Raw genomic sequence first — 24,270 nt, forward strand, 5'->3', positions numbered from 1 at the left:
AACGGCCCTTGCAGGGGTGCATTCGTACCAAGATCTGCGCGCGCTGCTCAACCCTCAGCGCGGGGCTCAACCCACGCGATGAAACGGTCTTCGAGGTCGGCCGGGCGGTGCCCGCTGTCCAGCGCGGCGAGCTGGTCGGCCGCCTCCTCCCGCAGGGTCGCGAGGTGTGCCTTCAGCTCTGTCCTCCGGTCGCGGTACCGGCGAGGAGCGTCAACTTCGCCGTCGAGCAGGGCCAGGCCACCCCGCACACGCGGCAGCGCCAGGTAGGCCGCGACGGAACATGATCGGCAGGGCGGGGACGGGGCATCAAGCACCTACCCGGGCCGGCGTGCGGCGGCGGGCCAGCGGTGGGCCCAGCGGATCGGTCAGCCGGGTCACTCCCTCCAGCAGCACGAACAACTCCCGGCGGGCGACCGCGTCGCCGGACCGGTTGAGCTGGTAGGCGTCGATCCACTCCCACCCGTACGGGGGCGGGGAACGGAAGTCACACAGGCGGATCACGCGGACCACGACCGGCACGACGAACTGCGGTGACGCCGCGCGGGTCAGGCGTAGGACTTCGCCCCCGTGGATCGCCCACACGCCGGGCGGCACGTTCTCGGCGCGGGTCGCGGTCACCGGACGTTGCCCCGGCGCGGGACCCAGCGCGACGGCGGGACACGGTTCATCCGGACACGCGGCGGCGCCGGGTCGGGCTTCGGCTTCTCCTCGGGCACGGCTTCGCCCTCCTCTCAGGATTGGAGGGGGTCGCCCCGCTTGGTGCCTGCCCGGCGAGGCGACCCCGGCACGAACGCGACCGCCGGGTCTCGGGTGGTCCCTGCCGGCCGCGCCGCCTGGTTCCACTCTTGTGCGTGACCGCTTAGTGTCGGAAGGTGTTCGGCCACGTTGGAGAGACCGCGACGGTCGGCGTTTGCCCTGGTGGGGAGCCGTGGGGGAACGCGGGCTGACGATGGGGAAGGGCTGGGGACATGAGCATGACGGCCGCGGAGATCCTGCTCGATGAGCTGCGGCACGCACGTGCATCGCGTGGGCTCAATCAGGACGACTTCGGGAAGCTCATCAGCTACTCGGGCACGCACGTCAGCGCCGTTGAGACCGGAACGCGCCCGCCGACAGGCGACTACGCCGCCGCCGTCGATCGGGCGCTGAAGACCGGGGGCATATTCGCTCGGCTACTCGATCGGCTTTCCGCCCTTGACGCCGCACCGCTCTGGCTACGCGAGTGGATTACCTTCGAGCAGCAGGCCCGCTCGCTGCGATGGTATGAGGTCGCGTGGGTGCCGGGTCTCTTGCAGACCGAGGCATACGCCCGCGCCGTGTTCGGTAGCGACGGCAGGGTCAGTGCCGAGGAGGTCGAGATCCGAGTAACCCGGCGGCTTACACGGCAACAAATTCTCACCAGCGACGACCCGCCGCACCTCGTCGCCATTCTGGACGACGCGGTCCTTCGGCGTCCGGTCGGCGGCTCGGCGGTGATGCGCGAGCAACTCTTTCACCTGGCGCAGCTCAGTCAGGACCGGCGGCGCGTGAGAATCCACGTCGTGCCATGCGGAGCCGGCGCGTACGCTGGTCTCGACGGGCCGTTCGTCGTCGCGACCCTGGCGGACTTGGTTGACGTGGGCTACCTCGACAACCGGCTACGGGGTCAGGTGGTCGAGCGGACCGCCGAGGTAGCAGCCCTGCGCGAGCAATGGGAAGCTACCCTCGCCGAGGCGCTGACCCTGCAACAGTCCATCGAGCTGATAACGGAAGTGGCAAAGTCATGGACCTGACCGGCGCTCACTGGCGCAAGAGCACCCGTAGCGGCAGCAACCAAGGGGCCTGCGTCGAGGTCGCTGACAACCTGGACCACCTGGTCGGCGTACGCGATTCGAAGGACCCGACCGGGCCGGCGCTGGCCTTTTCCCCGGCCTCCTGGCGCGCGTTCGTCGCGCAGGTCTCGGCGCGGCCCTGACGTCCCGACGGGTGGATCAGCCCGTCGATGGCGGAGTTGGCCGGGATAGCGTTCCGGCATGACGCGTTGGGGAATCCTGGCCACCGGCAACATCGCCGCCCGCTTCGCCGAGGATCTGCGGCTGGTGCCGGACGCCGAGCTGGTCGCGGTCGGCTCGCGTACCCGGGAGAGCGCCGAACTGTTCGCGCGCCGGCACGACGTGCCGCGGGCGTACGCCTCATGGGCGGAACTGGCCGCGGACCCGGACCTGGACGCGATCTACGTGGCCACGCCGCACGCCGCGCACCACGAGGCGGCGCTCGCCTGCCTGGCCGGCGGCAAGGCCGTGCTGGTGGAGAAGCCGTGCACGCTGGACCTGCCGACCACCACCGAGCTGGTGGAGACGGCCCGCGCCCGGGGCCTGTTCCTCATGGAGGCCATGTGGATGCGGACGAACCCGCTGATCCTGCGGGTGCTGGAGCTGATCCGGGACGGCGCGATCGGTGAGGTGACGCACGTACGGGCGGACTTCGGTGTGGCCGGCCCGTTCCCGCCGGAGCACCGGATGCGGGCCCGCACGCTCGGCGGTGGCGCGCTGCTGGACCTCGGCGTCTACCCGCTGAGCCTGGCCCACCTGGTGCTCGGCGTGCCGCAGCATCTGCAGGTGTGGGCCAAGCTGACCCCGGAGGCGGTGGACGAGAACACCGGCATGGTGCTCGGCTGGGACTCCGGGGCGGTGGCGACGCTCAGCTGCGGCATGGTCGGCGCGACAGCGATCACCGCGTCGATCACCGGCACGACCGGCCGGATCGACCTGCCCGAGCCGTTCTTCCGGCCCGCGCACGCGGTGCTGCACCGGGCCGGCGCCGGACCGGAGACGATCCCGGCGGACCTGACCGGCGGCGGTTACCAGTACGAGGCGATCGAGGTGCAGCGCTGCCTGGCGGCCGGGCTGACCGAGAGCCCGCTGGTGCCGCACGCCGCCACGCTCGAGGTGATGGGCCTGATCGACGACATCAAGGCCCGGATCGGCGTCTCCTACGCGTGAGGGGTTCCCCGCCACTGCGGGGAACCCCTCGACGTCACCGCGCGGAACTCAGAACAGGGGCCGGACCAGCAGGTACGCGAGGCAGGCGATCGCGGCGGCGGCCGGGAACGTGATGATCCAGGCGATCACGATGTTGCCGGCCACGTTCCAGCGCACCGCGGAGAGCCGTTTCGTCGCGCCCACACCCATGATCGCCGAGGTGATCGTGTGCGTGGTGGAGATCGGCGCCTTCAGCACCAGCGCGTTGAAGTAGAGCACCGCGCTGGCGACGGTCTCGGCTGCGAAGCCCTCGGCCGGGCCGAGGTCGATAATCTTCCGGCCGAGCGTCCGGATGATCCGCCAGCCGCCCGCGTACGTGCCGGCCGCCAGCATCGCGGCGGAGGTCCAGAAGACCCAGCCCGGGATGTGCGTCTTGCTCTCCTGGAAACCGCCGGTGTAGAGCGCGAGCACGATGATGCCCATGGTCTTGGCGGCGTCCTGCATGCCGTGGCCGACCGACATGGCGGCGGCGGACGCGGTCTGTGCCCACCGGAAGCCACGGCTGAGCTTGCCGGGCTGGCCCTTCCGGAACAGCCACATGATCGCCAGCATCATCAGGAAGCCGAGGATCAGGCCGACCACCGGCGAGAGCACCATCGGGACGAGGACCTTCTCGATGATGGTGCCCCACTGGACGATGCCGTCGGCGGCGAACAGGGTGGCGCCGACCAGGCCGCCGAAGAGGGCGTGCGAGGACGAGGACGGCAGGCCGAAGTACCAGGTGATCAGGTTCCAGATGATCGCGCCGAGCACGCCGGCGAAGACCACGCCGAGGCTCTCCACCCCGGTCGGCAACGTCACCAGCCCGTCGCCGACAGTCTTGGCCACCCCGGCGCCGAAGTGCGCGCCGACGAAGTTGCCGACGGCGGCCAGCGCGAGCGCGATCCGGGGGGTCAGCGCCCGGGTCGAGATGCTGGTGGCGATGGCGTTGGCCGCGTCATGGAAGCCGTTCGTGTAGTCGAACGCCATGGCGACCGCGATCACCGCCAGCACGGCGATGAGTTCGGGTGTCACTGGATCAGGACTCCTTGACCGCGATGGTCTCGACGGTGTTGGCGACGTGCTCGAAGGCGTCGCAGGCGGCCTCCAGCTCGTCGGCCACCTCCTTCATCTTCAGCACCGTGAGCGCGTCGTACTCACCGGAGAAGAGGCGGACCAGCAGCATCCGGTACGCCTGGTCGCCGTCGTTCTCGAGCCGGTTGCACTCGATCCAGTAGTCCTCGAGGTCCTTCATCGACTTCAGCCGGGGCATCGCCTCGGCCGTGAGCTTGGCCTGCAGGTCGAGCACGTTGACCAGCTCGTGCAGCTCGCGCGGAAGCGACGGGAGCTTGGTCAGGCCGTACAGGTAGAGCAGGTTGCCGACCGCCTCCAGGTGGTCCATCACGTCGTCGAGCAGCGAGCCCAGCCGGTAGATGTCCTCCCGGTCGAACGGCGTGATGAACGTGGAGTTGATCTTCTTGTACAGCTCGTGCGTGATCTGGTCGCTGTCGTGCTCGATGTCGGTCAGCCGCTCGCTGATCGACTGCACGTCGGCACCGGGCAGACCCAGCTCGTTGAGCAGTTCGGTCCCCTTCACCAGGTTCTGCGCGGCCCTGGTGAAGAGCTCGTAGAAGGCGCCCTCGGTGGGACGGAAGGAAAACTTCACAGCACGGACCTCGTCGTGTCGGTGGAAGGGTGGCCGTCGCCCCCCGGGCGTCTGCTCTGCGCATGCTAGGGACCGCGCCGAACCCACTGTCGATCGGCCCACCCCTGGTCAGGCCCGATTCACCGCTCGTTAACCTTCCGTTCACCTGATCACGGACGGCGCTGACTCCGTAACCGGTCACGCTCCCGTTCGACGTCGAAATCGGCAGGCGGATACCCCAGATCCAACCCGCCGAACGTCTCCCGCAGCAGGTGGGCGACCGCCCAGTCCCGGTACCACTTGCGGTCCGCCGGCACCACGAACCAGGGCGCGGCGTCCGTGCCACAACGCTCCAGGGCCTCGGCGTACGCGGCCTGGTAGTCGCCCCAACGGGCCCGGGTGTCCAGATCGCTCGGGTTGTACTTCCAGAACTTCGTCGGGTCGGTGAGCCGCTCCATCAGTCGCTCGCCCTGCTCGGCGTACGAGATGTGCAGCATGACCTTCACCACTGTGACCGCCTGCTCGGTCAGTTCCCGCTCGAAGTCGTTGATGATCGCGTACCGGGACCGCCAGGTCGCCTCGTCGACCAGCCCTTCGACCCGGGCGATGAGCACGTCCTCGTAGTGGGAGCGGTTGAACACGCCGACGTACCCGGGCGGCGGCAGCGCCCGGCGTACCCGCCACAGGAAGTCGTGCCGCAACTCCTCCTCGCTCGGCGGCCCGAACGAGCGGATGTGCAGCCCGAGCGGGTTCATCGCGCCCGCCACCCGCTTGACCGTGCCGTCCTTGCCGCCGCAGTCCATCGCCTGGAGAACCAGCAGCACCCGGCGCGGCCGGTCGCCGTCCAGCCCCGTGTCCGCCTGCGCCGGCGCGCTGGTGGCGCCCCCCGGCCCGGCGGCGCCCTGCGCCGAGGCGTACAGCATCTCCTGCTGCCGTCCCAGTTCCGCGCCGATCAGCTCGACCTGGGCCCGCGCCCACTCCTTGCGCGCGGCCCCGTGCCCGGCCGCAACAGGCAGTCCCGGCGTCGACCGGGGATCGACAGCCGCCAGATCCACAGCTCCCGGCGCCACCCGAAGCAGTTCCCGCATAGGCCCGCCGACGGGCCACACCACCTCACTCATCCCCCGATCCTCACCCCCGGAGCCCTTCCCCGCCCGCCCCGCTCCGCCGACCTTGCAGTTGCGGGCCCCGATACGCCCGGAAAGCACTGTTTGCCGGGGCAGCAAGCGCAAGATCGACGGGGGTGGGCGGGGTGCCGTGGCGAGGGGTGGGGCGAGAGAATGAGTGGGTGGACGAGCTTGCGGGGGAGTTCGAGGCGGAACGAGGGCGTCTCCTGGCGGTCGCGCAGCGGATGCTGGGCAGCCGCAGCGAGGCCGAGGACGCGGTGCAGGAGACCTGGTTGCGCTTCTCCGGCGCGCTGAGCGTCCCGGAACAGCGTGCCCGCGTACGCGATCTGCGCGGCTGGCTCATCACCACCTGCTCCCGGATCTGCCTGGACGTGCTCCGCTCCGCCCGGGTGCGCCGGGAGGCGTACCCGGGTCAGTGGCTCCCCGAGCCGGTGGTGACAGCGGCGCCGGCGGCGGACGGGTTCGCGCCCGACCCGGCCGAGCGGGCGGTACGGGCCGACCAGCTCGGCACCGCGCTGCTGGTGGTGCTGGAACGGCTGACGCCGGAGCAGCGGGTGGCGTTCGTGCTGCACGACGTGTTCGCGGTGCCGTTCTCCGACGTGGCGGACGTGCTCGCGGTGACGCCGGAGGCAGCCCGTCAGCTGGCGTCCCGGGCCCGCCGGGCGGTGCACGGGCCGGACGTGCCCCGGCACAGCGCCGGCATCGCCGAGCAGCGGCGGGTGCTCGCCGCGTTCGCCGCCGCTGTGGAGTCCGGTGAGCTGGACCAACTGGTCCGCGTGCTCGCCCCGGACGTGGTGACGTTCGGCGACTCCGGGGGCCACTTCCCGGCGGCCCGCCGGCCGGTGGTCGGCGCGGAGGCGGCCGGGCGCCTGCTTCTCGGCCTGTTCGGCCAGGCCCGCAAGTGGGGCGCGCTGCGGGTCCGGCCGGTGGTGGTGGACGGCGCGCTGGGCTGGCAGGCGGAGGTGCCCTACCGGGACGGGCGGACCATCCGCATGGTCACCTCGTTCGCCGTTCACGAGGGGCGGGTCACCGGCGTGTTCAACCAGCTCAACCCGGACAAGGTCGGCGAGCTGCCGCCGCTGGGGCCGGACGCCGCCTGGCCGCCGCGCTGGTGAGCCGGCTCAAACCACCAGTGCGAGCCACTTCCGGTACGAGGTGGCGAACGGCTCGGTGCCGTCGCCGAGCGCGCCGAGCAGCCAGCGGGACGCGGCCTCGGCCTCGGTGACCACGTCGTCCGGGTAGCCCCAGCGGGCCCGGTGCACGGCGAACTCGTCCTCGTCGCGCAGCTCGACCAGGCCGGTCTCACGACGGCGCACCACGTCCAGGTCGAGGTCGATCAGGTGGACTGTCTCCTCGCCCTCCCAGCGGGCCGGGGTGGCGATGTCGCAGTAGACCTCGCTGGTGCGCGGCGGCGGGTTGAACATGCCGGTCCACCACCCGTGGTGCGGCACCAGCAGGACGAACGGGATCTGCTCGACCGACGGGCGGCCGTGGTAGACGGACTCGGTGCCGGCGGGCACGCCGAGCCAGACGCCGAGGTCGTCCTCGGCGAGCCGGCGGGCGGGGTAGTCGCGGTGGGCGCTGCCGTCGTACTTGCGGTAGATCACGCGGACCACATCGCTCGGCATGCCTGGCACCCTAACCGATTCCGGCCACGCCACGCGATCGGGAGGTAACCGGACGCGACCCGCCGTCCCGCCACGCCGCCGGAGCCGCCGGACCCCCGTCGGTGCCGGCGGGTACGGTCGCACGGTGACCCCGTCGCGCACCGCCACCGGCCCGGCCGTCCCGAAGAAGCGCCGCAGTGGCCGCGCCGGTGCCGGGGAGCTGCTGACCGCGGCGGTGGGCGCGGTTCCGGGCGGCGCGGCCCGGCCGGGCCAGCAGCAGATGGCCGAGGCGATCGAGCGCAGCATCGCCTCCGGCGAGCATCTCCTGGTGCAGGCCGGCACGGGCACCGGCAAGTCCCTGGCGTACCTCGCCCCGGCGCTGACCGTGGACGGGCCGGTGGTGGTCTCCACCGCCACGCTGGCGTTGCAGTCCCAGCTCGTCGAGCACGACCTGCCGAGGCTGGCCGACGCGGTCGAACCGGTGCTGGGCCGCCGCCCGACGTTCGCCGTGCTCAAGGGACGTCACCACTATCTCTGCCTGGCCCGGCTGGACAGCTCGGTCGAGGACGAGCCGGACGACGCGCTGTTCGACGCGCCACGCTCCGGCGGGGGCACCAAGTGGCTCGGTGAGGCGGGCCGCCTGGGCAAGCAGGTGCAGCGGCTGCGCGACTGGGCCGAGGAGACCGCCACCGGCGACCGGGACGAGCTGGATCCGGGCGTGGACGACCAGGTGTGGCGCAGCGTCTCCATGCCGGCCCGGGAGTGCGTCGGCGCGAGCCGCTGCCCGTTCGGGCAGGAGTGCTTCGCGGAGGCGTCCCGGGCGCGCGCCCGCGAGGCCGACATCGTGGTCACCAACCACAGCCTGCTCGCCGTCGACATGCTCGCCGGGCGGCACATCGTGCCGCCGCACAAGCTGCTCGTGGTGGACGAGGCGCACGAGCTGGCCGACCGGGTCTCGTCGGCCGCCCAGGCCGAGCTGGTGCCGGAGCTGATCGACAGGTCCACCCGGCGGGCCCGGCCGCTGCTGCGCCCCGACGTGGCCGAGCGGCTCACCGAGGCCGGTGACGCGCTCGCGGTGGGGCTCGCCGAGGCGCCGGCCGGGCGGCTCACCGCCGGTCTGCCGCCCGCGCTGCGCGAGGCGTGCACGCTGCTGGACTCGGCGACCCGGGCCGCGCTGGAGGCGATCGGCGACGTGAAGGCCGACGACCCCGATCCGGTACGCAAGCAGCAGGCCAAGGCGGTGCTGGACGAGCTGTCCGCCACCGCCCAGCGGCTGCTGGAGGAGGCCGACCACGACGTCGCCTGGGTCGAGAAGCCGGACAACGGCAGTCGCCGCGCGCTCGTCGTCGCGCCGCTGTCGGTGGCGGGCACGCTCGCCACCCACCTGTACGACGAGCGCACTGTGGTCGCCACCTCGGCCACGCTGGCGCTGGGCGGCCGCTTCGACACGGTGGCCCGGGCGCTGGGGCTGGACGCACCGCCGCCCACCCCACCGTCACCGGCCGCCGCCGCGCTGGCGACCGCTGCCGCCGCCGCCCGTTCCCCGGTCACGCCGCCGGTGGCGGCCACCGAGGGCAGCCGGGCGTCGATCGGCACCGTACCGGCGACCGAGGGGCCGGGCTGGAGCTCGCTCGACGTCGGCTCGCCGTTCGACTACGCCCGGCAGGGCATCCTGTACGTCGCAGCGCACCTGCCCCGCCCCAGCGTCTCCGGGCTGCCCGAGCCGGCAGGTGAGGAGCTGCTGGCGCTGGTCGAGGCGCTCGGTGGTCGTACCCTCGGGCTCTTCTCGTCGCGACGGGCCGCGCAGCAGGCCGCGGAGCTGGTCCGCGCGCGGACCGACCTGCCCGTGCTGCTCCAGGGCGAGGAGGCGCTGCCGCTGCTGGTGCGCCGGTTCCGCGAGGTGCGGGAGAGCTGCCTGTTCGGGGTGATGTCGCTCTGGCAGGGGGTGGACGTGCCGGGCGACGCCTGCCAGCTCGTGGTGATCGACAGGTTGCCGTTCCCCCGTCCGGACGAGCCGCTCGCGGCGGCGCGGGCGGCGGCGGTGGACGCCGGTGGCGGGTCCGGTTTCGCGGCGGTGAGCGTACCGATCGCAGCGGTCCGGCTGGCCCAGGGTGTCGGCCGGCTGATCCGGGCCACCGGCGACCGGGGCGTGGTGGCGGTGCTCGACTCGCGGCTGGAGACGGCACGCGGGTACGGCCCGTTCCTGCGCCGCTCGCTGCCGCCGTTCTGGTACACCACCCGGCCGGAGGTGGCCCGGGGCGCGCTGGAACGGCTCGCCAAGAGCTGACGCCCGCGCCTCCCCGCTGGGGCGACGCGGGCGTCGGCGGTCTTGCCGGGTCAGGGTGCCTGGGAGGCGACCACGACCGCGTCCGGCGGGGTGTCCGGCACGGTACGCGCGGCGAGCCGGCGCACCGCGGTGTTGAGTACGGCGATCAGCGGCACCGCGACCAGCGCGCCGGCGATACCGGCGAGCACCACTCCGGCAGCGATGCCGATGATCACGGCGAGCGGGTGGATGGCCACCGCCCGGCCCATGATCAGCGGCTGGAGCACGTGGCCCTCGACCTGCTGTACGCCGATCACCGCGGCGAGGATGATCAGGGCGGTCACCGGGCCGCTGTCGACGAGCGCCACCAGCACGGCCACCACGCCGGACAGGAACGCACCGACGATCGGGATGAACGCGCCCAGGAAGACCAGCGCGGCCAGCGGGAACGCGAACGGGATGTCGAAGGCGACCAGGAAGATGCCGATGCCGACCGCGTCGATGAAGGCCACCAGCACCGTGGCCCGCACGTACGCGCCGAGCGTCGCCCAGGACGCGCGACCGGCGTCGTCGACCTTCCAGCGGGCGGCGACCGGCAGCAGCCGGACCAGGAACCGCCAGATGTTGTTGCCGTCGCGCAGGAAGAAGAACGTGGCGAACAGGACCAGGACGGTGCCGGTGAGCACCTCGGCGAGCGTGGCGGCGGTGCTCAACGCACCGCTGGTGAACCGCTCGGTGTTGCCGTTGATCCAGTTCTGCGCCTCGTCGATGTAGCGGTTGAGCTGGCTGTCGGACAGGTGCAGCGGGCCGGTCTTGAACCAGTCCTGGATCTGCCGGACGCCCTCGGAGGACTTCTGGCTCAGCTCCGGCACGCCCTTGATGAACTCGTTGACCACGAGCGTGAGCGTGCCGACGACAGCGGCCAGGCCGCCGACCAGCACCACGGCGGTCGCCAGCGAACGGGGCAGCCGGGCCCGGAGCAGCCAGCCGACTGCCGGGGCGAGCAGCGCGGAGAGCAGCAGCGCGACGGTCAACGGGATGATCACGATGCTGATCGTGCCGACGATCCTGAGCAGGGCCCAGGTCACGATGCCGATCACGATCAGGCGCCAGCACCACGCGGCGGCGATGCGCAGCGCGTGCGGCACCTCCGTGTCGTCCCGGCTCACGGTCGAGGAGTGCAACGCCGCAGGCGACCCGGCGCCCACCACCGTCGCCTCCGGCGAGGCGGCCGGCCCCGGTGAGGCGGGAGAGGCCACGCCCCCGTCCGCCACCTCCGCGGCTGCTGCTCGCCGGGTCCGGGCCGCCTCCCGGCCCGACTCGTACGCGCGGCGGAGCCGTCCGCGCATCCGCTCGAAGCGGCTCAAGCGCACCTCCGGCAAAATCAGCCCCACCAGGTCACAGGGGGCACAGGATACGTCCGTACGCCCCACCCTAGGGCGACTCGGCCACACATTGCCCGCCCGGCGCTCTCGCCAACCACGCCGGGATCGACCGACGGGCACGCGGTAGCGTCTTCGCGTGACCGCCGACCAGAGTCTCGACGCCGGGCTGCCGATCCGTCTGCTGCACGACCGCGTGCTGGTGCGTACCGAGGGTGCGGAGGGGGAACGCCGCTCCACCGCCGGCATCGTGATCCCCGCGACGGCAGCGGTGGGCAAGCGGCTGGCCTGGGCCACGGCGGTCGGCGTCGGGCCGAACGTCCGCGCGATCGTGGCCGGTGACCGGGTGCTGTTCGACCCGGACGACCGCTCCGAGGTCGAGTTGCACGGACGGGCGTACGTGCTGCTGCGCGAGCGGGACGTGCACGCCGTGGCGGCCGAGCGGGTGGAGAGCACCGCCGCCGGCTCCACCGGTCTCTACCTGTAGGTCCCTACCTGTTGCGGCGCTCCGGTGCCGGTCGCCCTGCGGCGGTGCTGTTTGCGGCGCTGCCCGGCGGGAAGCCCAGGCACCTCAGCGCGCCCTGGGGAGGGACACCATGCCGGTAGTGATCAAAAAGATCCTCGCCTGGGGATTCCTCGCGTTCCTGATCTACTTCATGGCGTTCCGGCCGGACGGCGCGGCGCAGGTGTTCAAGGGCATCGGCGGCGCGCTGATGGCCATCGCCCAGGGGCTCGGCGACTTCCTGACCGGCCTGATGAGCTGACCGGCGCCGACGAGCCGGCCGGCCTCAGCGCCCGGGGTGCCAGGGCGCGCCCGGGTCGTGCCAGCCGCCCGGGCCGTAGCCGCCCTGCGGGAAGGCGGGCGGCTGGGCCAGCACCACCGGGATCGGCACCACCGGGTCGTCCGGCGCCTCGACCGGGCGCTGCGAACCGTCCGGGAACCGCAGGTGGTAGCGCTGACCGTCCCAGACCCCGACCGGCGCCTGCGGGTCGCGACCGACGAAGAACGACCGGTACGCGGTGATCGCGTCCAGCAGCTCCTGTTCCTCCCGTGCCGTCCGCTCCCGCTCCTCCGGCTTGCGGTCCAGTCCCCGGCGCATCCCGTCGCGCAGCAGCGCCAGGCGGGTCGCGGCGAACTGGTAGCCGCGCATCGCGCGTACCCCGCCGTCACCGGCGACCCGCCGCGCCCAGGTGCGCGCCGCGTGCCGCCGGCCCAGGCTGCCCAGCGCCGCCACCTCGGGCGGAGTGAGCCAGCCCGCGCGGACGTAGTCGGGCAGCGTGCGCTCGGTCAGCCGGCCCTCCCAGGCGCGCAGCCAGACCGCCAGCCCGACCATCGCGAAGAAGATCGGCACCATCACGCCGATGTAGCCGTAGAGCACGATCACCACCTCCCCGGTGGCCTGGGCCAGCGAGGGCAGCAGGTTCCAGGTGCCGTGCAGGATCATCGCCAGCAGCAGCCCGGCGAGCGGCGCGAGCACCCGTACCCGACGGTCGGCGGTACGCGCGGCGACGCCCAGCCCGACGCCGGTCATCGACGTGAACAGTGGGTGGGCGAAGCCGAACAGCAGGATCCGGACGATGAAGATCGCGATCACCTGCTGCGCGCCGGTGGCCGGGCCGTACTCGTCGGCGCCGGCGCGGTAGCCGTGCCCGCCCAGGTAGAGGATGTTCTCCACCATGGCGAAGCCGACCGCGGAGAGCCCGCAGTAGACCAGGCCGTCGGTGATCCCGGAGAACTCCCGCCGCCGGAAGATCAGCACCAGGAGCGGACCGGCCGCCTTGGTCAGCTCCTCGATGAACGGCGCGACCAGCACCGCGGTCAGCGCGACCGGCAGCCCCCGGTCCTCGAACAGCCCCGCGCTGGCCGTGTTCACCAGCAGCGAGATCGCGGTGGAGACGAAGGCGCCCCAGGCGAAGCAGAAGATCAGATACTTCAGCGGCTCCGGCTCGTAGCGGTCGAGCCAGAGGAAGCAGGAGACCAGCACCGGCACCGGCAGGATCGCCGCGATCACGCCCACCAGCAGCGCCTCGGCGCCCAGGCTCTCGCCGAGCGTGAACACCATGAACAGCGCACCGGCCGCGATCAGCAGCACCACACCGGCCAGCACCAGGAAGCGCCGCCAGCCGAGCCGGCGCAGCGGCATCCGGGGCGTCGGCGCCCCCGGCGGGGCGGCGGGCGCATGCGGTGGCGGCGGGGCTGCGCCGGGTGGGGTGTCGGCCATGCGGTCAGCGTAGTCACCTGCGACCCACTGGTCCGGTCGCATCGTGAGGGCTATGCTCCCGGACAGGTCACGAGCGCCAGCGTCAAGCCCCGGCTTGCTGGCCGGCAACCCTCGTCGAGGTTCGCGGTGGGGTGCCCCGGGTGATGACCGGGCCCGGTGCCGCTCCGCGCGCCGGGCAAGCGCGGACCCCGTCCCGGCACCACCTGGGGTCCTGTGACCCGGGAGGCTCCGGCATGACCGTCACCCTCGTACCCCCGCTACCCGTGCTGCCCGTGCCGGTCCGGCCCGACCCGCTCGGCGTGCTCGGCGTACCGGGGGAGATCAACCTGGACCACGCCGCCAGCGCGCCGTGCGCGCGGGCCGCGGCCGACGCGGTGGCCGGGCTTCTTCCCTGGTACGCGAGTGTGCACCGGGGCGCCGGCGCGCTGTCGCGGCGCTGCACGCTGGCATACGAGCGGGCCCGGCAGACGGTCGGCGACTTCCTCGGCGCCCGCCCCGACGATCACGTGATCTTCACCCGGAACACCACCGACGCGCTGAACCTGCTGGCCCGGGCGCTGCCCGCCGGCACCACCGTGATCACGTTCGGCGCCGAGCACCACGCCAACCTGCTGCCCTGGCCGCGCGGCTCGGTACGGCTGCCGGTCCCGGACAGCCCGGCCGGCGCGGTCCGGTCCCTCGCAGCGGCGCTCGGCGAACTCGCCCGCGACGCCCGGCCCGGCCTGCCCGTGCTGGTCGCGGTCACCGGAGCCGGCAACGTCACCGGCGAGTGCTGGCCGGTCGCCGAGCTGGCCCGGGTGGCCCACCGGCACGGCGCCCGCATCCTGGTCGACGCCGCGCAGCTCGCCCCGCACGCCCCGGTCGACCTGACCGCGCTGGACGTGGACTACGTGGCAGTGTCCGGGCACAAGCTGTACGCCCCGTTCGGCGCGGGCGTGCTGGCCGGGCGCGCGGACTGGCTGGACGCGGCCCCGCCGTACCTGGCCGGAGGCGGCGCCACCAGCCACGTCGGCGCCGCGACGCACGAGGTGCGCTGGACGACCGGCCCGGCCCGGCACGAGGCCGGCACCCCGAACCTGCTCGGCGCGGTGGCGCTCGCCGCTGTCTGCGAGGCGCTCGGCGCGGCCGACCGGGACGCGCTGCACGCCCGGGAACAGGCGCTGCTGACCCGGCTGCGCGCCGGCCTCGCCACGCTGCCGGACGTGGCCGAGCTGCGCATGTTCGGCCCGGACGCGCCACGGGTGGGCATCGTCAGCTTCGTGGTCGCCGGGCGGGACTCGGCCGAGGTGGCCGCCCACCTGGCGAGCCGGCACCGGATCGGGGTACGCGACGGCCTGTTCTGCGCGCACCCGCTGGCCCGGCGTCTGCTGGCCGAGGCCGCCGCCCGTACGGGCCGCACCGACCTGCCCCCGACCGCCCTGCGAGCCAGCCTGGGCCTGGGCACCACCACCGCCGAGGTAGACGCCCTCCTGACCGCCCTGACCCACCTGCCCTAGCCTGCTCCACCTCGTCGATCATGAGGTTGACCGGGCGGGGGTCAGCCGACCGGTGGGGCTGTGGGTGGGTGGGCGGCGGGGTTCCGGGCTGCGGGTTCGCCCTGGCGGTTCTCGCCGAACGCCTGCCGGACCAGCCGGTTCGCCTCCTCCTGTTCGATCCCGGAGGCCACCATCAGGTCGCTCGCCGTGGTACGCACCTGGGCGATCACCACGCTGCCGGAGAAGCCGACCCCCTCGGCGTACGCCCGCCCGGCCTCGCTCACCGCGCGCAGCGACCGTTCGCGGGCCTCCTGCGGCTCCTCACCGGCGGCGAACTCCTGGCGGAGCAGGCGCACCGACTCGGCCAGATGGCCGATCGCATCCGGCATCGGCTCGGGGACCGGTTCGGAGTCCTCGATCATGGTGACCGCGCGGCGGATCAGCGTGCCGGTGTTGCGCATGGCCCGGTCGATCGGTTCGGCCGCCTCGGCGTAGTGGGTCAGCTCGCTGCGCCGGTGCCAGCGGGCCGGGGAGAGCGTGCTGGTCTCCTTCGCGCCCTCGATCGCATCGGAGAGCGCGGCCAGTTCCTCCTTGTTCTCGCGCAGGCGGAACAGCGCCTGCTGGGCCGCGTCCCGGTCCCGGCTGCGCACCGCGTCGGCGCAGGCGTCGAGCTGGCCGGCCAGGAGGTCCAGCGCGGGCCGGGCGGCCCGGTTGATCACCCGTAGCGGGTTGAGCGGCAACAGCACGGCGGTGACCAGCAACGCGATGCCGCCGCCGAGGAACGCGTCGATGAAGCGGGGGAACTCCAGGTTCTCCGTGGACGGGCTGAGCGTCACGATCAGCACCGCGGTGGCCGCGGCCTGGATCACGATGGCCACGCTCGCACCGGCGAAGATGCTCAGCAGGATCGCCGAGGTCACCACGAGCGCGAGCTGCCAGGCGCCGGTGCCGACGAAGTAGATGAGCGCGTCGCCGACGAGCACGCCGACCGCCACCCCGACGATCAGCTCGACGGTGCGCCGGAACCGCTGCCCCACCGAGGCGGCGAGCGTGCCGACGGCGGAGATCGGGGCGAAGACCGGCTGCGGGTTCTTCAGCAGGCGGTGCGAGACCAGATACGCCAGGCCGGCGGCGAGCCCGGCCTGCACGGCGAGGCCGAACGCGGTACGGACCCGGTGCAGCCGGTCGTGCAGCGTCGCCTTGCCCCGGTGCCGCAGTTCATCCATCGCGGAGGCGATCCGCTGCCCGTCCCGGTCCGCCAGCCCTTCACGCAGCTTGCCACGACGCAGGAACCGCAGTCGTCCGTCCCGGGCCATGGCCGGTACTACCCGTACCGCCCCGGCTGAATCCCTCCGACCGGGCCGGACTGGGGCAGACTGCACCCGATGGACGAACTGACGGCACGGTGGCGGGCGACGGTACTGGCGGCGGGCGCGACCGATCCGGCGGGAGCCGACCGGGCCGGTGAGCGGCTGCTGGCGGGCTGGCGGGAGCCGCACCGGCGCCACCACGACGAGGAGCACCTGCGGGCGGTGCTCGACGTGGTCGACGCGTACGCCGGTCTGGCCCGCGACCCCGACCTGGTCCGGCTGGCGGCGTGGTGCCACGACGCGGTCTACGACCCGCGCGCGGCGGGCGACGCCAACGAGCGGGCCAGCGCCGATTTGGCCGGCGAGCTGCTGGCCGCCGCCGGGCTCCCGGCCGCGACGGTGACCGGGGTACGCCGCCTGGTGCTGCTCACCGCGGGCCACGTGGTCGGGCCGGACGACCCGGACGGCGCGCTGCTGTGCGACGCGGACCTGGCGGTGCTCGCCGCCCCGGCGGAGCGGTACGACAGGTACGCCGCCGCGATCCGTGCCGAGTACGCGCACGTGCCCGAACCGGACTTCCGCACCGGCCGGGCCGCGGTGCTGCGGCACCTGCTCGCCCTGCCGGCGCTCTACCGCCTACCCGAGCCGCACGCCCGCTGGGAGGCCCCGGCCCGGGCCAACCTGTCCCGGGAGCTGGCCGGTCTCGCCTGAGACGCGGTGCTTCGGGCGGCGCAGACCGGCGTCCCGCAGCAGGCGGACGATCTCCCGCGACGGCACGACCCTGGCGCCCAGCCAGACCGCGGTCCGGAACCGCTCGGCCGGCACGTCGTAGTGGTCTCGGTCGAAGCCGCGCCGGGGCGCGCCGAGCATCTCCGCGAACGCGTGCAGTTCGGCGTACGAGACGTCGCTGATCAGGTGCGACCAGAGCCGGCCGCGCCAGGGCACGGCGGGCGGGTCCAGGTAGAGCACGGCCACAGACGGTACGCCGGTAGCCTTCCCGGCATGGCCGCCCATCCCCTCCTCGACGACCTGCGGGCCGCGCTCGGCGACGCCGCCGTGCTGACCGATCCGGATCTGCTGGCCGGGCACGAGCGCGACGAGGCCGACCTGTGCGACTCGGGCACCCCGCTGGTGGTGGTGCGTCCCCGCGACACCGAGGAGGTGGCGGCGGTGGTCCGGGTGGCGGCCCGGCACGGCGTACCAGTGGTGCCGCAGGGGGCGCGGACCGGGCTGGCCGGCGCGGCGAACGCGGTGGACGGCGCGGTGGTGGTGAGCACGGTGGCGATGGACGCGGTGCGGGAGATCGACCCGGTCGGCCGGATCGCCGTGGTGCAGCCGGGCGTGGTGAACGCGGCGCTGGCCCGCGCGGTACGGGAGCACGGCCTCTGGTATCCGCCGGACCCGGGCTCGTGGGAGTCGTCCACGATCGGCGGCAACGTGGCCACCAACGCCGGCGGCATGTGCTGCGTGAAGTACGGCGTGACCAGCGAGTACGTGCTGGGCCTGGAGGTGGTGCTCGCCTCCGGCGAGGTGCTGCGCACCGGGCGGCGTACCGCCAAGGGGGTCGCCGGGTACGACCTGACCCGCCTCTTCGTCGGCTCGGAGGGCACACTCGGCGTGATCACCGAGGTGACTGTGGCGTTGCGCCCGGCCCCGGAGGAGTCACTGACCCTGGTCGCGGTCTTTCCCACTGTGGCGACTGCCGGTGGCGCGGTCGCCGGGATCGCCGAGCGGGGACTCACCCCGAGCCTGCTGGAACTGCTGGACCGGACCCATCTGCGGGCGATCGAGACGTACCGGCCGATGGGTCTGCGCACTGATGCCGAGGCGCTCCTGCTCGCGGCAGTGGACACCGGCGCCCGGGCCGCCGACGACCTGGCCCGGCTCGCCGAGGTGTGCACGGCGGCGGGTGCCGACGAGGTCTACGCGGCCACCGACGCGACCGAGGCGGCGGCCCTGCTCCAGGCGCGGCGGCTGGCCCATCCGGCGATGGAGCGGTTCGCGGCGGAGACGTTCCCGGGTGGCAACGGCGGCCTGGTCATCGACGACGTGGCGGTGCCGCGCGGCCGGCTCGCCGAGCTGCTCGACGGGGTGGCCCGGATCGCCGAGGCGTGCCGGGTGCCGATCGGGGTGGTCGGCCACGCGGGCGACGGCAACATGCACCCGAACATCGTGGTCGACCGGGCCGATCCGGCGAGCCTGGCCCGGGGGCGGCGGGCCTTCGACGAGATCATGCGGCTGGGGCTGGACCTTGGCGGGACCTGCACCGGGGAACACGGCGTCGGGCTGCTCAAGCGGGACTGGCTGGCCCGCGAGATCGGGCCGGTGGGCGTACGCGTGCACCAGGCGATCAAGGCGGCGCTGGACCCGGCCGGGCTGCTCAACCCCGGCAAGGTGTTCTAGCCCCTGTCCTCCGCGGGCGTGGCCTGGGTGACGAGCAGCAGCACGTCGTAGGCCACCTTCGGCTTCGGCTCGCCCGGGCAGTCCTGGATGGTGACTGTCAGGTCCGGCGGCACGAGCAGCGTCGACGTCAGCACGCCGATGCAGCCCTGCTTGTAGCTGCGGGCCTGGTCGGTCTCCTTCGCGATCGCCGGGTCGGCGAGCATCCGCTGGAGGCGCGTGGTCTGCTCCGGGCTCAGCGTGCCGGTGGCGTCCACGCCGTCGCCGGCGCAGTCGCGGCACTGCCAGCGGCCGGACGGGTCCACGTCGAGGTTGCGGACCGGGCCGTCGCCGAGCCGCTGCACCAGCGAGACACGTCTGCCCTCCGGTGTCGGGCTGGCCGTGCCCGCCGCCCCGGATGTGGTGGCGCCCTCGGCCCGGCCGAAGGAGCAACCGGTCAGAGCCAGCAGGACGACGGCGGACAGGGCGGGGACGCGCAACCAGGATGGGCGAACCACGCGGGGAAACCTACACTTCCGTAGGTAGCGCGCACCAGCGGCCGAGCGGTCCGGGTCGGGGATCCCCTACCTGGGGGAGGCCGGAAGTTCAACGCCCGGGCCGTCGGTCCCTCGGTCTGCCGCGAATCCGCGTACGTCGGGCGCGCCGAGGCGGGCCGCGTCGGCAGCGATGTCGTCGGGCATGAGCTGCGACTCCCGCTCGGCCAGCACCCGCGCCCGGTAGTGGGCGACCTCCCGGTCCCGGGTCGCCGCGTCCCAGCCGAGCACCGCACCCATCAGCTCCGCGGTGTGCTCCGCCGACTCCAGGCCGCGGTGGCTGGTCTCGATCGAGATCCGGGTACGCCGGGTGAGCACGTCCTCCAGGTGCAGCGCGCCCTCGGCGCGGGCGGCGTACGTCACCTCCGCGGCGAGGTATTCCGGCGCGCCCGCCAGCGGCGAGCCGAGCAGCGGATCGGCGTCGACCAGGGCGAGCAGGTCCAGGGTGAGGGTGCCGTAGCGCTCCAGCAGGTGCTCGACCACACCGACCGCCACCCCGTGACGGCGGGCCAGGTCGGCCCGGTCCCGCCACATGGCGGTGTACCCGTCGGCGCCGAGCAGCGGCAGGTCGGCGGTACGCGAGGGGCGGACCCGGCCGAGCCGGTGCATCGCGCGGTCGACCACGTCGGAGGCCATCACCCGGTAGGTGGTGTATTTGCCGCCCGCGACCAGCAGCAGGCCGAGCATCGGCTCCACCACGGCGTGCTCGCGGGAGAGCTTGGAGGTGGAGTCCGCCTCGCCGGCCAGCAGCGGGCGCAGCCCGGCGTAGACGCCCTCGATGTCGGCGGTGGTCAGCGGCCGGTCCAGCACCGTGTTCACCTGCGACAACAGGTAATCGATGTCGCTCGCGGTCGCGGCCGGGTGGGACCTGTCGAGTTGCCAGTCCGTGTCGGTGGTGCCGATGATCCAGTGCCCGCCCCAGGGGATCACGAACAGCACGCTCGTCGCGGTACGCAGGATCAGGCCGGTCTCGCCGACGATCGCCGAGCGGGGCACCACCAGGTGCACCCCCTTCGAGGCCCGGACCCGCAGCTTCGGGCGCAGCCCGACGTCGTTGAGCATCCGCGACATGTCGTCGCTCCACACGCCGGTGGCGGCGATCACGGTGCGGGCGCGTACCTCGAACTCGGCGTCCGGCGAACCGGCGGGCGCCTCCAGGTCGCGGACCCGCACGCCGGTGACCTCCCGGGCCTGGCGGATCAGGCCGACCGCGCGGGCGCTCGTCACCACGGTCGCGCCGAGGCTCGCCGCGGTACGCGCCAGCGTCACCACCAGGCGGGCGTCGTCGACCTGGCCGTCGTAGTAGCGGATCGCTCCGGCCAGCTTGTCCGGGCGGAGGCTGGGGAAGATCCGGCGGGTGCCCTCGCGGGTGAGGTGCCGGTGCAGCGGCATGCCGCGACCGCCGCCGAACACCCCGGCGAACGCGTCGTACGCGGCCACGCCGAGGCCGTAGTAGGAGCGGCGGAAGAACCGCCGGGGCAGGTCGCCCGCGCCGCCCTCGGCGGGCAGCGGCACCAGGATCGGCACCGGCCGGACCAGGTGCGGCGCGAGCCGCGTGGCGAGCAGGCCGCGCTCGGTCAGCGCCTCGTGGACCAGGTGGAACTCCAGCTGCTCCAGGTAGCGCAGGCCGCCGTGGATCAGCTTGCTGGACCGGCTGGACGTGCCGGCGGCGTAGTCGCGCGCCTCCACCAGGGCGACCTTGAGCCCTCGGGACGCGGCGTCGAGCGCGGCGCCCGCTCCGGTCACGCCACCGCCGATGACCAGCACGTCGAACCGCTCGGCCCGGAGGCGGCGCAGGTCGTCGGCGCGGCGCTCGGCGGACAGCCGGCCGGCCGTGGATCGGGACACACTCGGGTCACGCACCAGTCAACGGTAACCGTCCCGGGCGCGCGGCGACACGGCCCGGCCGTACCGTGATGACCATGCTGACCGGTCCGCCGCTCGCTCCCGTACCGCCGCCACCGCGCGAGACCGGTCCGTGGCCGGTCGTCGCGGCGGTGGCGACCGGGGTGTGGATCGTGCTGGTCACCGTGCCGGGCCAGATCACCGGCTGGCTGGTCGACCAGGTGGCGCTGGTCATCGGCGCGGACCGGCCGGTGGCGGCCTGGCCGGTGGTCGCGGTGACCGCCGTGCTGCTGGCCGGCGCTCCGGCGCTGGCGCTGGCGCTCGCGCCCCGCTCCCCCGCGCTGCGGGCGACCGGCCGGGCCTGGACCGCCGCCGTGGTGGCGCTCGGCGCGACCACGCTGCTGCGGACGGTGCCGCCGGTGCACCACGAGGCGTACCTGGCCGCGCTCGCGGTGACCGCCGCGGTGCTCGCGCTCGTCGCCGTCCGTCTCGGCCGGGTCCGGCCACCGGTGGTGGTGGACGCGGCCCCGGAGGGCCGGTTCGGGCCGGTGTCGCTGCTGGCGATCGCGGCCGGGCTGGCCGTGCTGCTGCCGTGGGCCTGGGTGGGCGCGCTGGGCGGAGCGCTGGAGACGTTGCTGGCCGGCCTGGCCGCCGCCGCACTGGGCGCGCTCGCCGGGGCGCTGCTCGGCGCTGGTTTCTGGGCCGCGTTCGGGCCGGGTCCGGTCCGGCTGGTGCTCGTCGGCGGCCTGGTCGCGGGTGTCACGCTGACGCCGCTCGCGGCCGGCGCCGGGCAGTCGGGCGTGCAGCTGCCGGCGCTGCTTCTGCTGCCGCCGCTCGGTTTCGTGCTGGCCGCGCTGGAGGCGGCGGCCCGCCACGCGGGCCGTCCGGCCGGGCCCGCGCCGGTGCGCCGGCTGGTCGGGCTCGCCCTGCTGGGGCCGCTGGCGTTCACCGACCCGGAGGAGATCAGTCTCCTGCTCTCCGCCACTCGCGACGCGCCGTTCTGGGTCGCGGTGGGCACCGGCGTGGCGTTCGCCGTCGCGGTCCTGCTGGCCGTCGGGTACGGCGTGCTGCTCGCCCGGTCCCGCGCCCGCGCGCCCCGGCGCGGTCCGGCCGCGCTGGCCGCCGCCGCGCTGCTCGCCGCCGTCGCCGTGGTGTACGTGGTCCCCGGCCGGCCGGGACTGTACGGCGAGCGGCTACTCGTGGTGCTGCGCGAGCAGGCCGACCTGACCGGCCTGCCGGCCGGTACGCCGGGCCGGGCCGGACGGGACGCCCGGGCCGGCGAGGTCTACCGGCGGCTGGTGGCGGCAGCCGACCGCACGCAGGGCGACCTGCGCCGCACGCTCACCCGGATGCGGCTGAACCCGACGCCGTACTACCTGGTGAACGCGATCGAGACGGACGGCGGGCCGGCGGTGCGGACCTGGTTGTCCAGCCGTCCCGAGGTGGCCCGGGTGCTGGTGAGCCAGCGGCTGCGTCCGCTGCCCGCGCTCGCCCCGCAGGCGCGCGGCGACTCCCCGGCGCCGGGCGGCCCGGCCTGGAACATCTCGCTGATCGGCGCGGACCGGGTCTGGTCGGACCTGGGCGTCACCGGGTCCGGTGTGGTGGTCGGCAGCTCCGACTCCGGGGTGGACGGCCGGCACCCGGCGCTCGCGGGCGGCTTCCGGGGCGGCGACGACTCGTGGTACGACCCGTGGGAGGGCCGCCCGGCACCGGCCGACCGGGGCGGCCACGGCACGCACACGCTGGGCAGCGCGGTGGGCCGGGACGGGATCGGCGTCGCGCCCGGCGCGAGCTGGGTCGGCTGCGTCAACCTGGACCGCAACATGGGCAGCCCGGCCCGCTACCTCGACTGTCTCCAGTTCATGCTGGCCCCGTTCCCGCCGGGCGGGAACCCGCTGACCGACGGCCGTCCCTCCCGCGCCCCGGACGTGCTCACCAACTCGTGGGGCTGCCCGCCGGTGGAGGGGTGCGACCCGGGGGCACTGCGACCGGCGACCGCCGCGCTGACCGCGGCCGGCATCCTGGTGGTGGCCGCGGCCGGGAACACCGGCCCGTCGTGCGGCTCGATCACCGATGCGCCCGCGCCGTACCCGGACGTGCTGACCGTCGGGGCGGTGGACCGGCAGCGGCGCGTCACCGAGTTCTCCAGCCGGGGCCCGGCACCGGACGGCCGGGCCAAGCCGGACCTGGTCGCCCCGGGCGCCGCGGTGCTGTCCGCGATGCCGGGCGGCGGGTACGCCACCCTGGACGGCACCTCGATGGCCACGCCGCAGGTCGCGGGCGTGGTGGCGCTGATGTGGTCGGCGAACCCGGCGCTGGTCGGAGACCTGGAGCGGACCCGGGCGGTTCTGCGCGACACCGCGCAACCGGTCGCGTCGCCCGCCGACGCCTGCGGTGGACCGCAGGACGTCTCCGGCGCCGGGCTGGTGGACGCGTACGCGGCGGTGCGCGCGGCCCGGTCGGTGACCACCGGTTAACAACCCTGTCCATTGGTCTGCCGATGCCCTACTGTCGGCATCCATGGACGTGGAGATCATCGAGCTGGGCCGGGACCGGCTGCCCGAGGTGGTCGAGCTGTGCCGGCTGTCGTTCGATCTGGCGGACGACGCGGCCGAGGCGTCAGCTGTGGTGGTCACCGTGGCGGAGCGGGCCGCGGCCGACCGTCCGGTGCTGCGCCTCGGTGCGGTACGCGACGGCGCGCTGGTGGGCGTACTCGTCGGGTCGTTGTCGGCGGCCGATCCGCGCCTCGGCCACGTCGACCTGGTCGCTGTCGCGCCGAAGGAGCGCCGCCAGGGCGTGGGCGGGACGCTGCTGGCCGGGGCGGAGAGCCGGCTCGCCGCGCTCGGCGCGGCCGAGGTGCTGCTCGCCGGCAACCCGCCGTACTACGCCTGGCCGGGCGTCGACGTGCGCTACACACCGGCGGTCTGCGCGGCGCAGCGGCTCGGCTACCGGCAGGACCGTACCGCCTGGAACATGACCGCCGCGCTGACCGAGGGGTCGGCGGCGTTGCGCTCCACCGAGGCCGCCGAGCAGCGGCTGGCCGGGCGGGGCGTGACGGTACGCCGTGCCACCTCCGACGACCTGCCGGCGCTCGCCGCGTTCGCCCGGTCCACGTTCGGCGGTGCCTGGGACGGTGAGCTGGCCGGTTCGGTCGGGCGGCCGGACGCGGGTGTGCACCTCGCCGAGCGCAGCGGCGAGATCCTCGGGTTCGCCGCGTACGGGTCGGCTCGGCCGAGCTGGTTCGGGCCGATGGGCACCGCTCCGGCGGCGGAGGGCTCCGGGATCGGCGGTGTGCTGCTGCGTCGCTGTCTGCGCGACCAGGCGGCCGCCGGGATCGCCGCGGCACAGATCGGCTGGGTGGGGCCGGTGCCGTTCTACTCGAACGCGGCCGGTGCCCGGATCGAGCGGGTGTTCTTCCTCTACCGGAAAGCCGTCAAAGGGGCATAGACGTCAATAGCG

Annotated in this window: 23 protein-coding genes and 1 riboswitch; of the genes, 12 read left to right on the forward strand and 11 right to left on the reverse strand. The window is 74.0% G+C overall.

Annotation, left to right across the window (positions count from 1 at the left end):
- Positions 1-306: 306 nt before the first annotated feature.
- Positions 307-618, reverse strand: a complete 312-nt coding sequence (locus O7622_RS02045; RefSeq protein ID WP_282311605.1) for a hypothetical protein — start codon at positions 616-618, stop codon at positions 307-309.
- Positions 619-968: 350 nt separating this feature from the next.
- Here O7622_RS02045 and O7622_RS02050 point away from each other — a divergent pair, with 350 nt between their 5' ends.
- The 3 genes from O7622_RS02050 to O7622_RS02060 are packed head-to-tail and all read left to right on the forward strand — an operon-like array spanning position 969 to position 2,981.
- Positions 969-1,772, forward strand: coding sequence for a helix-turn-helix transcriptional regulator (locus tag O7622_RS02050; protein ID WP_282311606.1), 804 nt, complete (start codon positions 969-971; stop codon positions 1,770-1,772).
- Entirely contained in the window at positions 1,763-1,954 is a 192-nt protein-coding gene (locus O7622_RS02055; protein WP_282311607.1) for a DUF397 domain-containing protein, read from the forward strand. Before O7622_RS02050 ends, O7622_RS02055 begins: the two co-directional genes overlap by 10 nt.
- A gap of 58 nt (positions 1,955-2,012) precedes the next feature.
- Entirely contained in the window at positions 2,013-2,981 is a 969-nt protein-coding gene (locus O7622_RS02060; protein WP_282311608.1) for a Gfo/Idh/MocA family oxidoreductase, read from the forward strand.
- A gap of 48 nt (positions 2,982-3,029) precedes the next feature.
- Here the strand turns inward: O7622_RS02060 and O7622_RS02065 are convergent, their stop codons facing one another.
- The 3 genes from O7622_RS02065 to O7622_RS02075 all read right to left on the reverse strand — a co-directional run bounded on the left by O7622_RS02065 (position 3,030) and on the right by O7622_RS02075 (position 5,765).
- Entirely contained in the window at positions 3,030-4,034 is a 1,005-nt protein-coding gene (locus O7622_RS02065; protein ID WP_262013238.1) for an inorganic phosphate transporter, read from the reverse strand.
- A gap of 4 nt (positions 4,035-4,038) precedes the next feature.
- Positions 4,039-4,665: a DUF47 family protein gene (locus tag O7622_RS02070; RefSeq protein ID WP_013288834.1), complete on the reverse strand. Its 627-nt coding sequence runs from the start codon at positions 4,663-4,665 to the stop codon at positions 4,039-4,041.
- Between the two features lie 149 nt (positions 4,666-4,814).
- Positions 4,815-5,765 carry a PPK2 family polyphosphate kinase gene (locus O7622_RS02075; protein WP_282311609.1) on the reverse strand — a complete coding sequence of 317 codons (951 nt, stop codon included), beginning with the start codon at positions 5,763-5,765 and terminating at the stop codon, positions 4,815-4,817.
- Between the two features lie 167 nt (positions 5,766-5,932).
- Between O7622_RS02075 and sigJ the strand changes: the two genes are divergently transcribed.
- Complete coding sequence (gene sigJ / locus O7622_RS02080) at positions 5,933-6,886, forward strand: RNA polymerase sigma factor SigJ (RefSeq protein ID WP_282311610.1); 954 nt, start codon at positions 5,933-5,935, stop codon at positions 6,884-6,886.
- A gap of 6 nt (positions 6,887-6,892) precedes the next feature.
- On the opposite strand, the gene O7622_RS02085 is transcribed toward sigJ, so the two are convergent.
- Positions 6,893-7,399 (reverse strand): DUF402 domain-containing protein, encoded by a 507-nt coding sequence (locus O7622_RS02085; protein WP_013288837.1) that lies wholly within the window; start codon positions 7,397-7,399, stop codon positions 6,893-6,895.
- A gap of 124 nt (positions 7,400-7,523) precedes the next feature.
- On the opposite strand from O7622_RS02085, the gene O7622_RS02090 reads away from it, so the two are divergent.
- A complete protein-coding gene (locus tag O7622_RS02090) occupies positions 7,524-9,665 on the forward strand; it encodes an ATP-dependent DNA helicase (RefSeq protein WP_282311611.1) in 2,142 nt (713 codons plus the stop codon).
- A 50-nt stretch (positions 9,666-9,715) separates the two neighbouring features.
- Here the strand turns inward: O7622_RS02090 and O7622_RS02095 are convergent, their stop codons facing one another.
- The gene (locus tag O7622_RS02095) at positions 9,716-10,993 is read right to left on the reverse strand and encodes an AI-2E family transporter (RefSeq protein WP_348774066.1); all 1,278 of its coding nucleotides are present in this window, start codon (positions 10,991-10,993) and stop codon (positions 9,716-9,718) included.
- 172 nt (positions 10,994-11,165) lie between these two features.
- Between O7622_RS02095 and O7622_RS02100 the strand changes: the two genes are divergently transcribed.
- Positions 11,166-11,513 (forward strand): co-chaperone GroES, encoded by a 348-nt coding sequence (locus tag O7622_RS02100; RefSeq protein WP_013288840.1) that lies wholly within the window; start codon positions 11,166-11,168, stop codon positions 11,511-11,513.
- 118 nt (positions 11,514-11,631) lie between these two features.
- Entirely contained in the window at positions 11,632-11,790 is a 159-nt protein-coding gene (locus O7622_RS02105; RefSeq protein ID WP_162881441.1) for a hypothetical protein, read from the forward strand.
- A gap of 24 nt (positions 11,791-11,814) precedes the next feature.
- Here the strand turns inward: O7622_RS02105 and O7622_RS02110 are convergent, their stop codons facing one another.
- Positions 11,815-13,290, reverse strand: a complete 1,476-nt coding sequence (locus tag O7622_RS02110; protein WP_282311613.1) for a PrsW family intramembrane metalloprotease — start codon at positions 13,288-13,290, stop codon at positions 11,815-11,817.
- A 23-nt stretch (positions 13,291-13,313) separates the two neighbouring features.
- A riboswitch (SAM riboswitch) is annotated at positions 13,314-13,436 on the forward strand.
- A gap of 45 nt (positions 13,437-13,481) precedes the next feature.
- Between O7622_RS02110 and O7622_RS02115 the strand changes: the two genes are divergently transcribed.
- Complete coding sequence (locus O7622_RS02115; RefSeq protein WP_282311614.1) at positions 13,482-14,744, forward strand: aminotransferase class V-fold PLP-dependent enzyme; 1,263 nt, start codon at positions 13,482-13,484, stop codon at positions 14,742-14,744.
- A 41-nt stretch (positions 14,745-14,785) separates the two neighbouring features.
- Here the strand turns inward: O7622_RS02115 and O7622_RS02120 are convergent, their stop codons facing one another.
- The gene (locus O7622_RS02120; RefSeq protein WP_282311615.1) at positions 14,786-16,039 is read right to left on the reverse strand and encodes an FUSC family protein; all 1,254 of its coding nucleotides are present in this window, start codon (positions 16,037-16,039) and stop codon (positions 14,786-14,788) included.
- Positions 16,040-16,108: 69 nt separating this feature from the next.
- On the opposite strand from O7622_RS02120, the gene O7622_RS02125 reads away from it, so the two are divergent.
- Positions 16,109-16,744 carry a metal-dependent phosphohydrolase gene (locus tag O7622_RS02125; RefSeq protein ID WP_151013905.1) on the forward strand — a complete coding sequence of 212 codons (636 nt, stop codon included), beginning with the start codon at positions 16,109-16,111 and terminating at the stop codon, positions 16,742-16,744.
- On the opposite strand, the gene O7622_RS02130 is transcribed toward O7622_RS02125, so the two are convergent.
- Complete coding sequence (locus tag O7622_RS02130; RefSeq protein ID WP_282311616.1) at positions 16,670-17,002, reverse strand: DUF4031 domain-containing protein; 333 nt, start codon at positions 17,000-17,002, stop codon at positions 16,670-16,672. The genes O7622_RS02125 and O7622_RS02130 overlap by 75 nt on opposite strands.
- Positions 17,003-17,035: 33 nt before the next feature.
- Between O7622_RS02130 and O7622_RS02135 the strand changes: the two genes are divergently transcribed.
- Positions 17,036-18,436, forward strand: coding sequence for an FAD-linked oxidase C-terminal domain-containing protein (locus O7622_RS02135; RefSeq protein WP_282311617.1), 1,401 nt, complete (start codon positions 17,036-17,038; stop codon positions 18,434-18,436).
- Here O7622_RS02135 and O7622_RS02140 read toward each other — a convergent pair.
- Positions 18,433-18,930 carry a hypothetical protein gene (locus O7622_RS02140; protein ID WP_184974480.1) on the reverse strand — a complete coding sequence of 166 codons (498 nt, stop codon included), beginning with the start codon at positions 18,928-18,930 and terminating at the stop codon, positions 18,433-18,435. The two genes, O7622_RS02135 and O7622_RS02140, sit on opposite strands and share 4 nt — an antisense overlap.
- 66 nt (positions 18,931-18,996) lie before the next feature.
- On the reverse strand, positions 18,997-20,814 hold the full coding sequence (locus O7622_RS02145) for a glycerol-3-phosphate dehydrogenase/oxidase (RefSeq protein ID WP_282314006.1): 1,818 nt from the start codon (positions 20,812-20,814) through the stop codon (positions 18,997-18,999).
- Between the two features lie 68 nt (positions 20,815-20,882).
- Between O7622_RS02145 and O7622_RS02150 the strand changes: the two genes are divergently transcribed.
- Positions 20,883-23,288: a S8 family serine peptidase gene (locus O7622_RS02150; RefSeq protein WP_282311618.1), complete on the forward strand. Its 2,406-nt coding sequence runs from the start codon at positions 20,883-20,885 to the stop codon at positions 23,286-23,288.
- 43 nt (positions 23,289-23,331) lie between these two features.
- Positions 23,332-24,258 carry a GNAT family N-acetyltransferase gene (locus tag O7622_RS02155; protein WP_282311619.1) on the forward strand — a complete coding sequence of 309 codons (927 nt, stop codon included), beginning with the start codon at positions 23,332-23,334 and terminating at the stop codon, positions 24,256-24,258.
- The last annotated feature ends 12 nt before the right edge of the window (positions 24,259-24,270 follow it).

This window comes from Micromonospora sp. WMMD1076 (assembly GCF_029581475.1).
GTDB lineage: Bacteria > Actinomycetota > Actinomycetes > Mycobacteriales > Micromonosporaceae > Micromonospora > Micromonospora aurantiaca.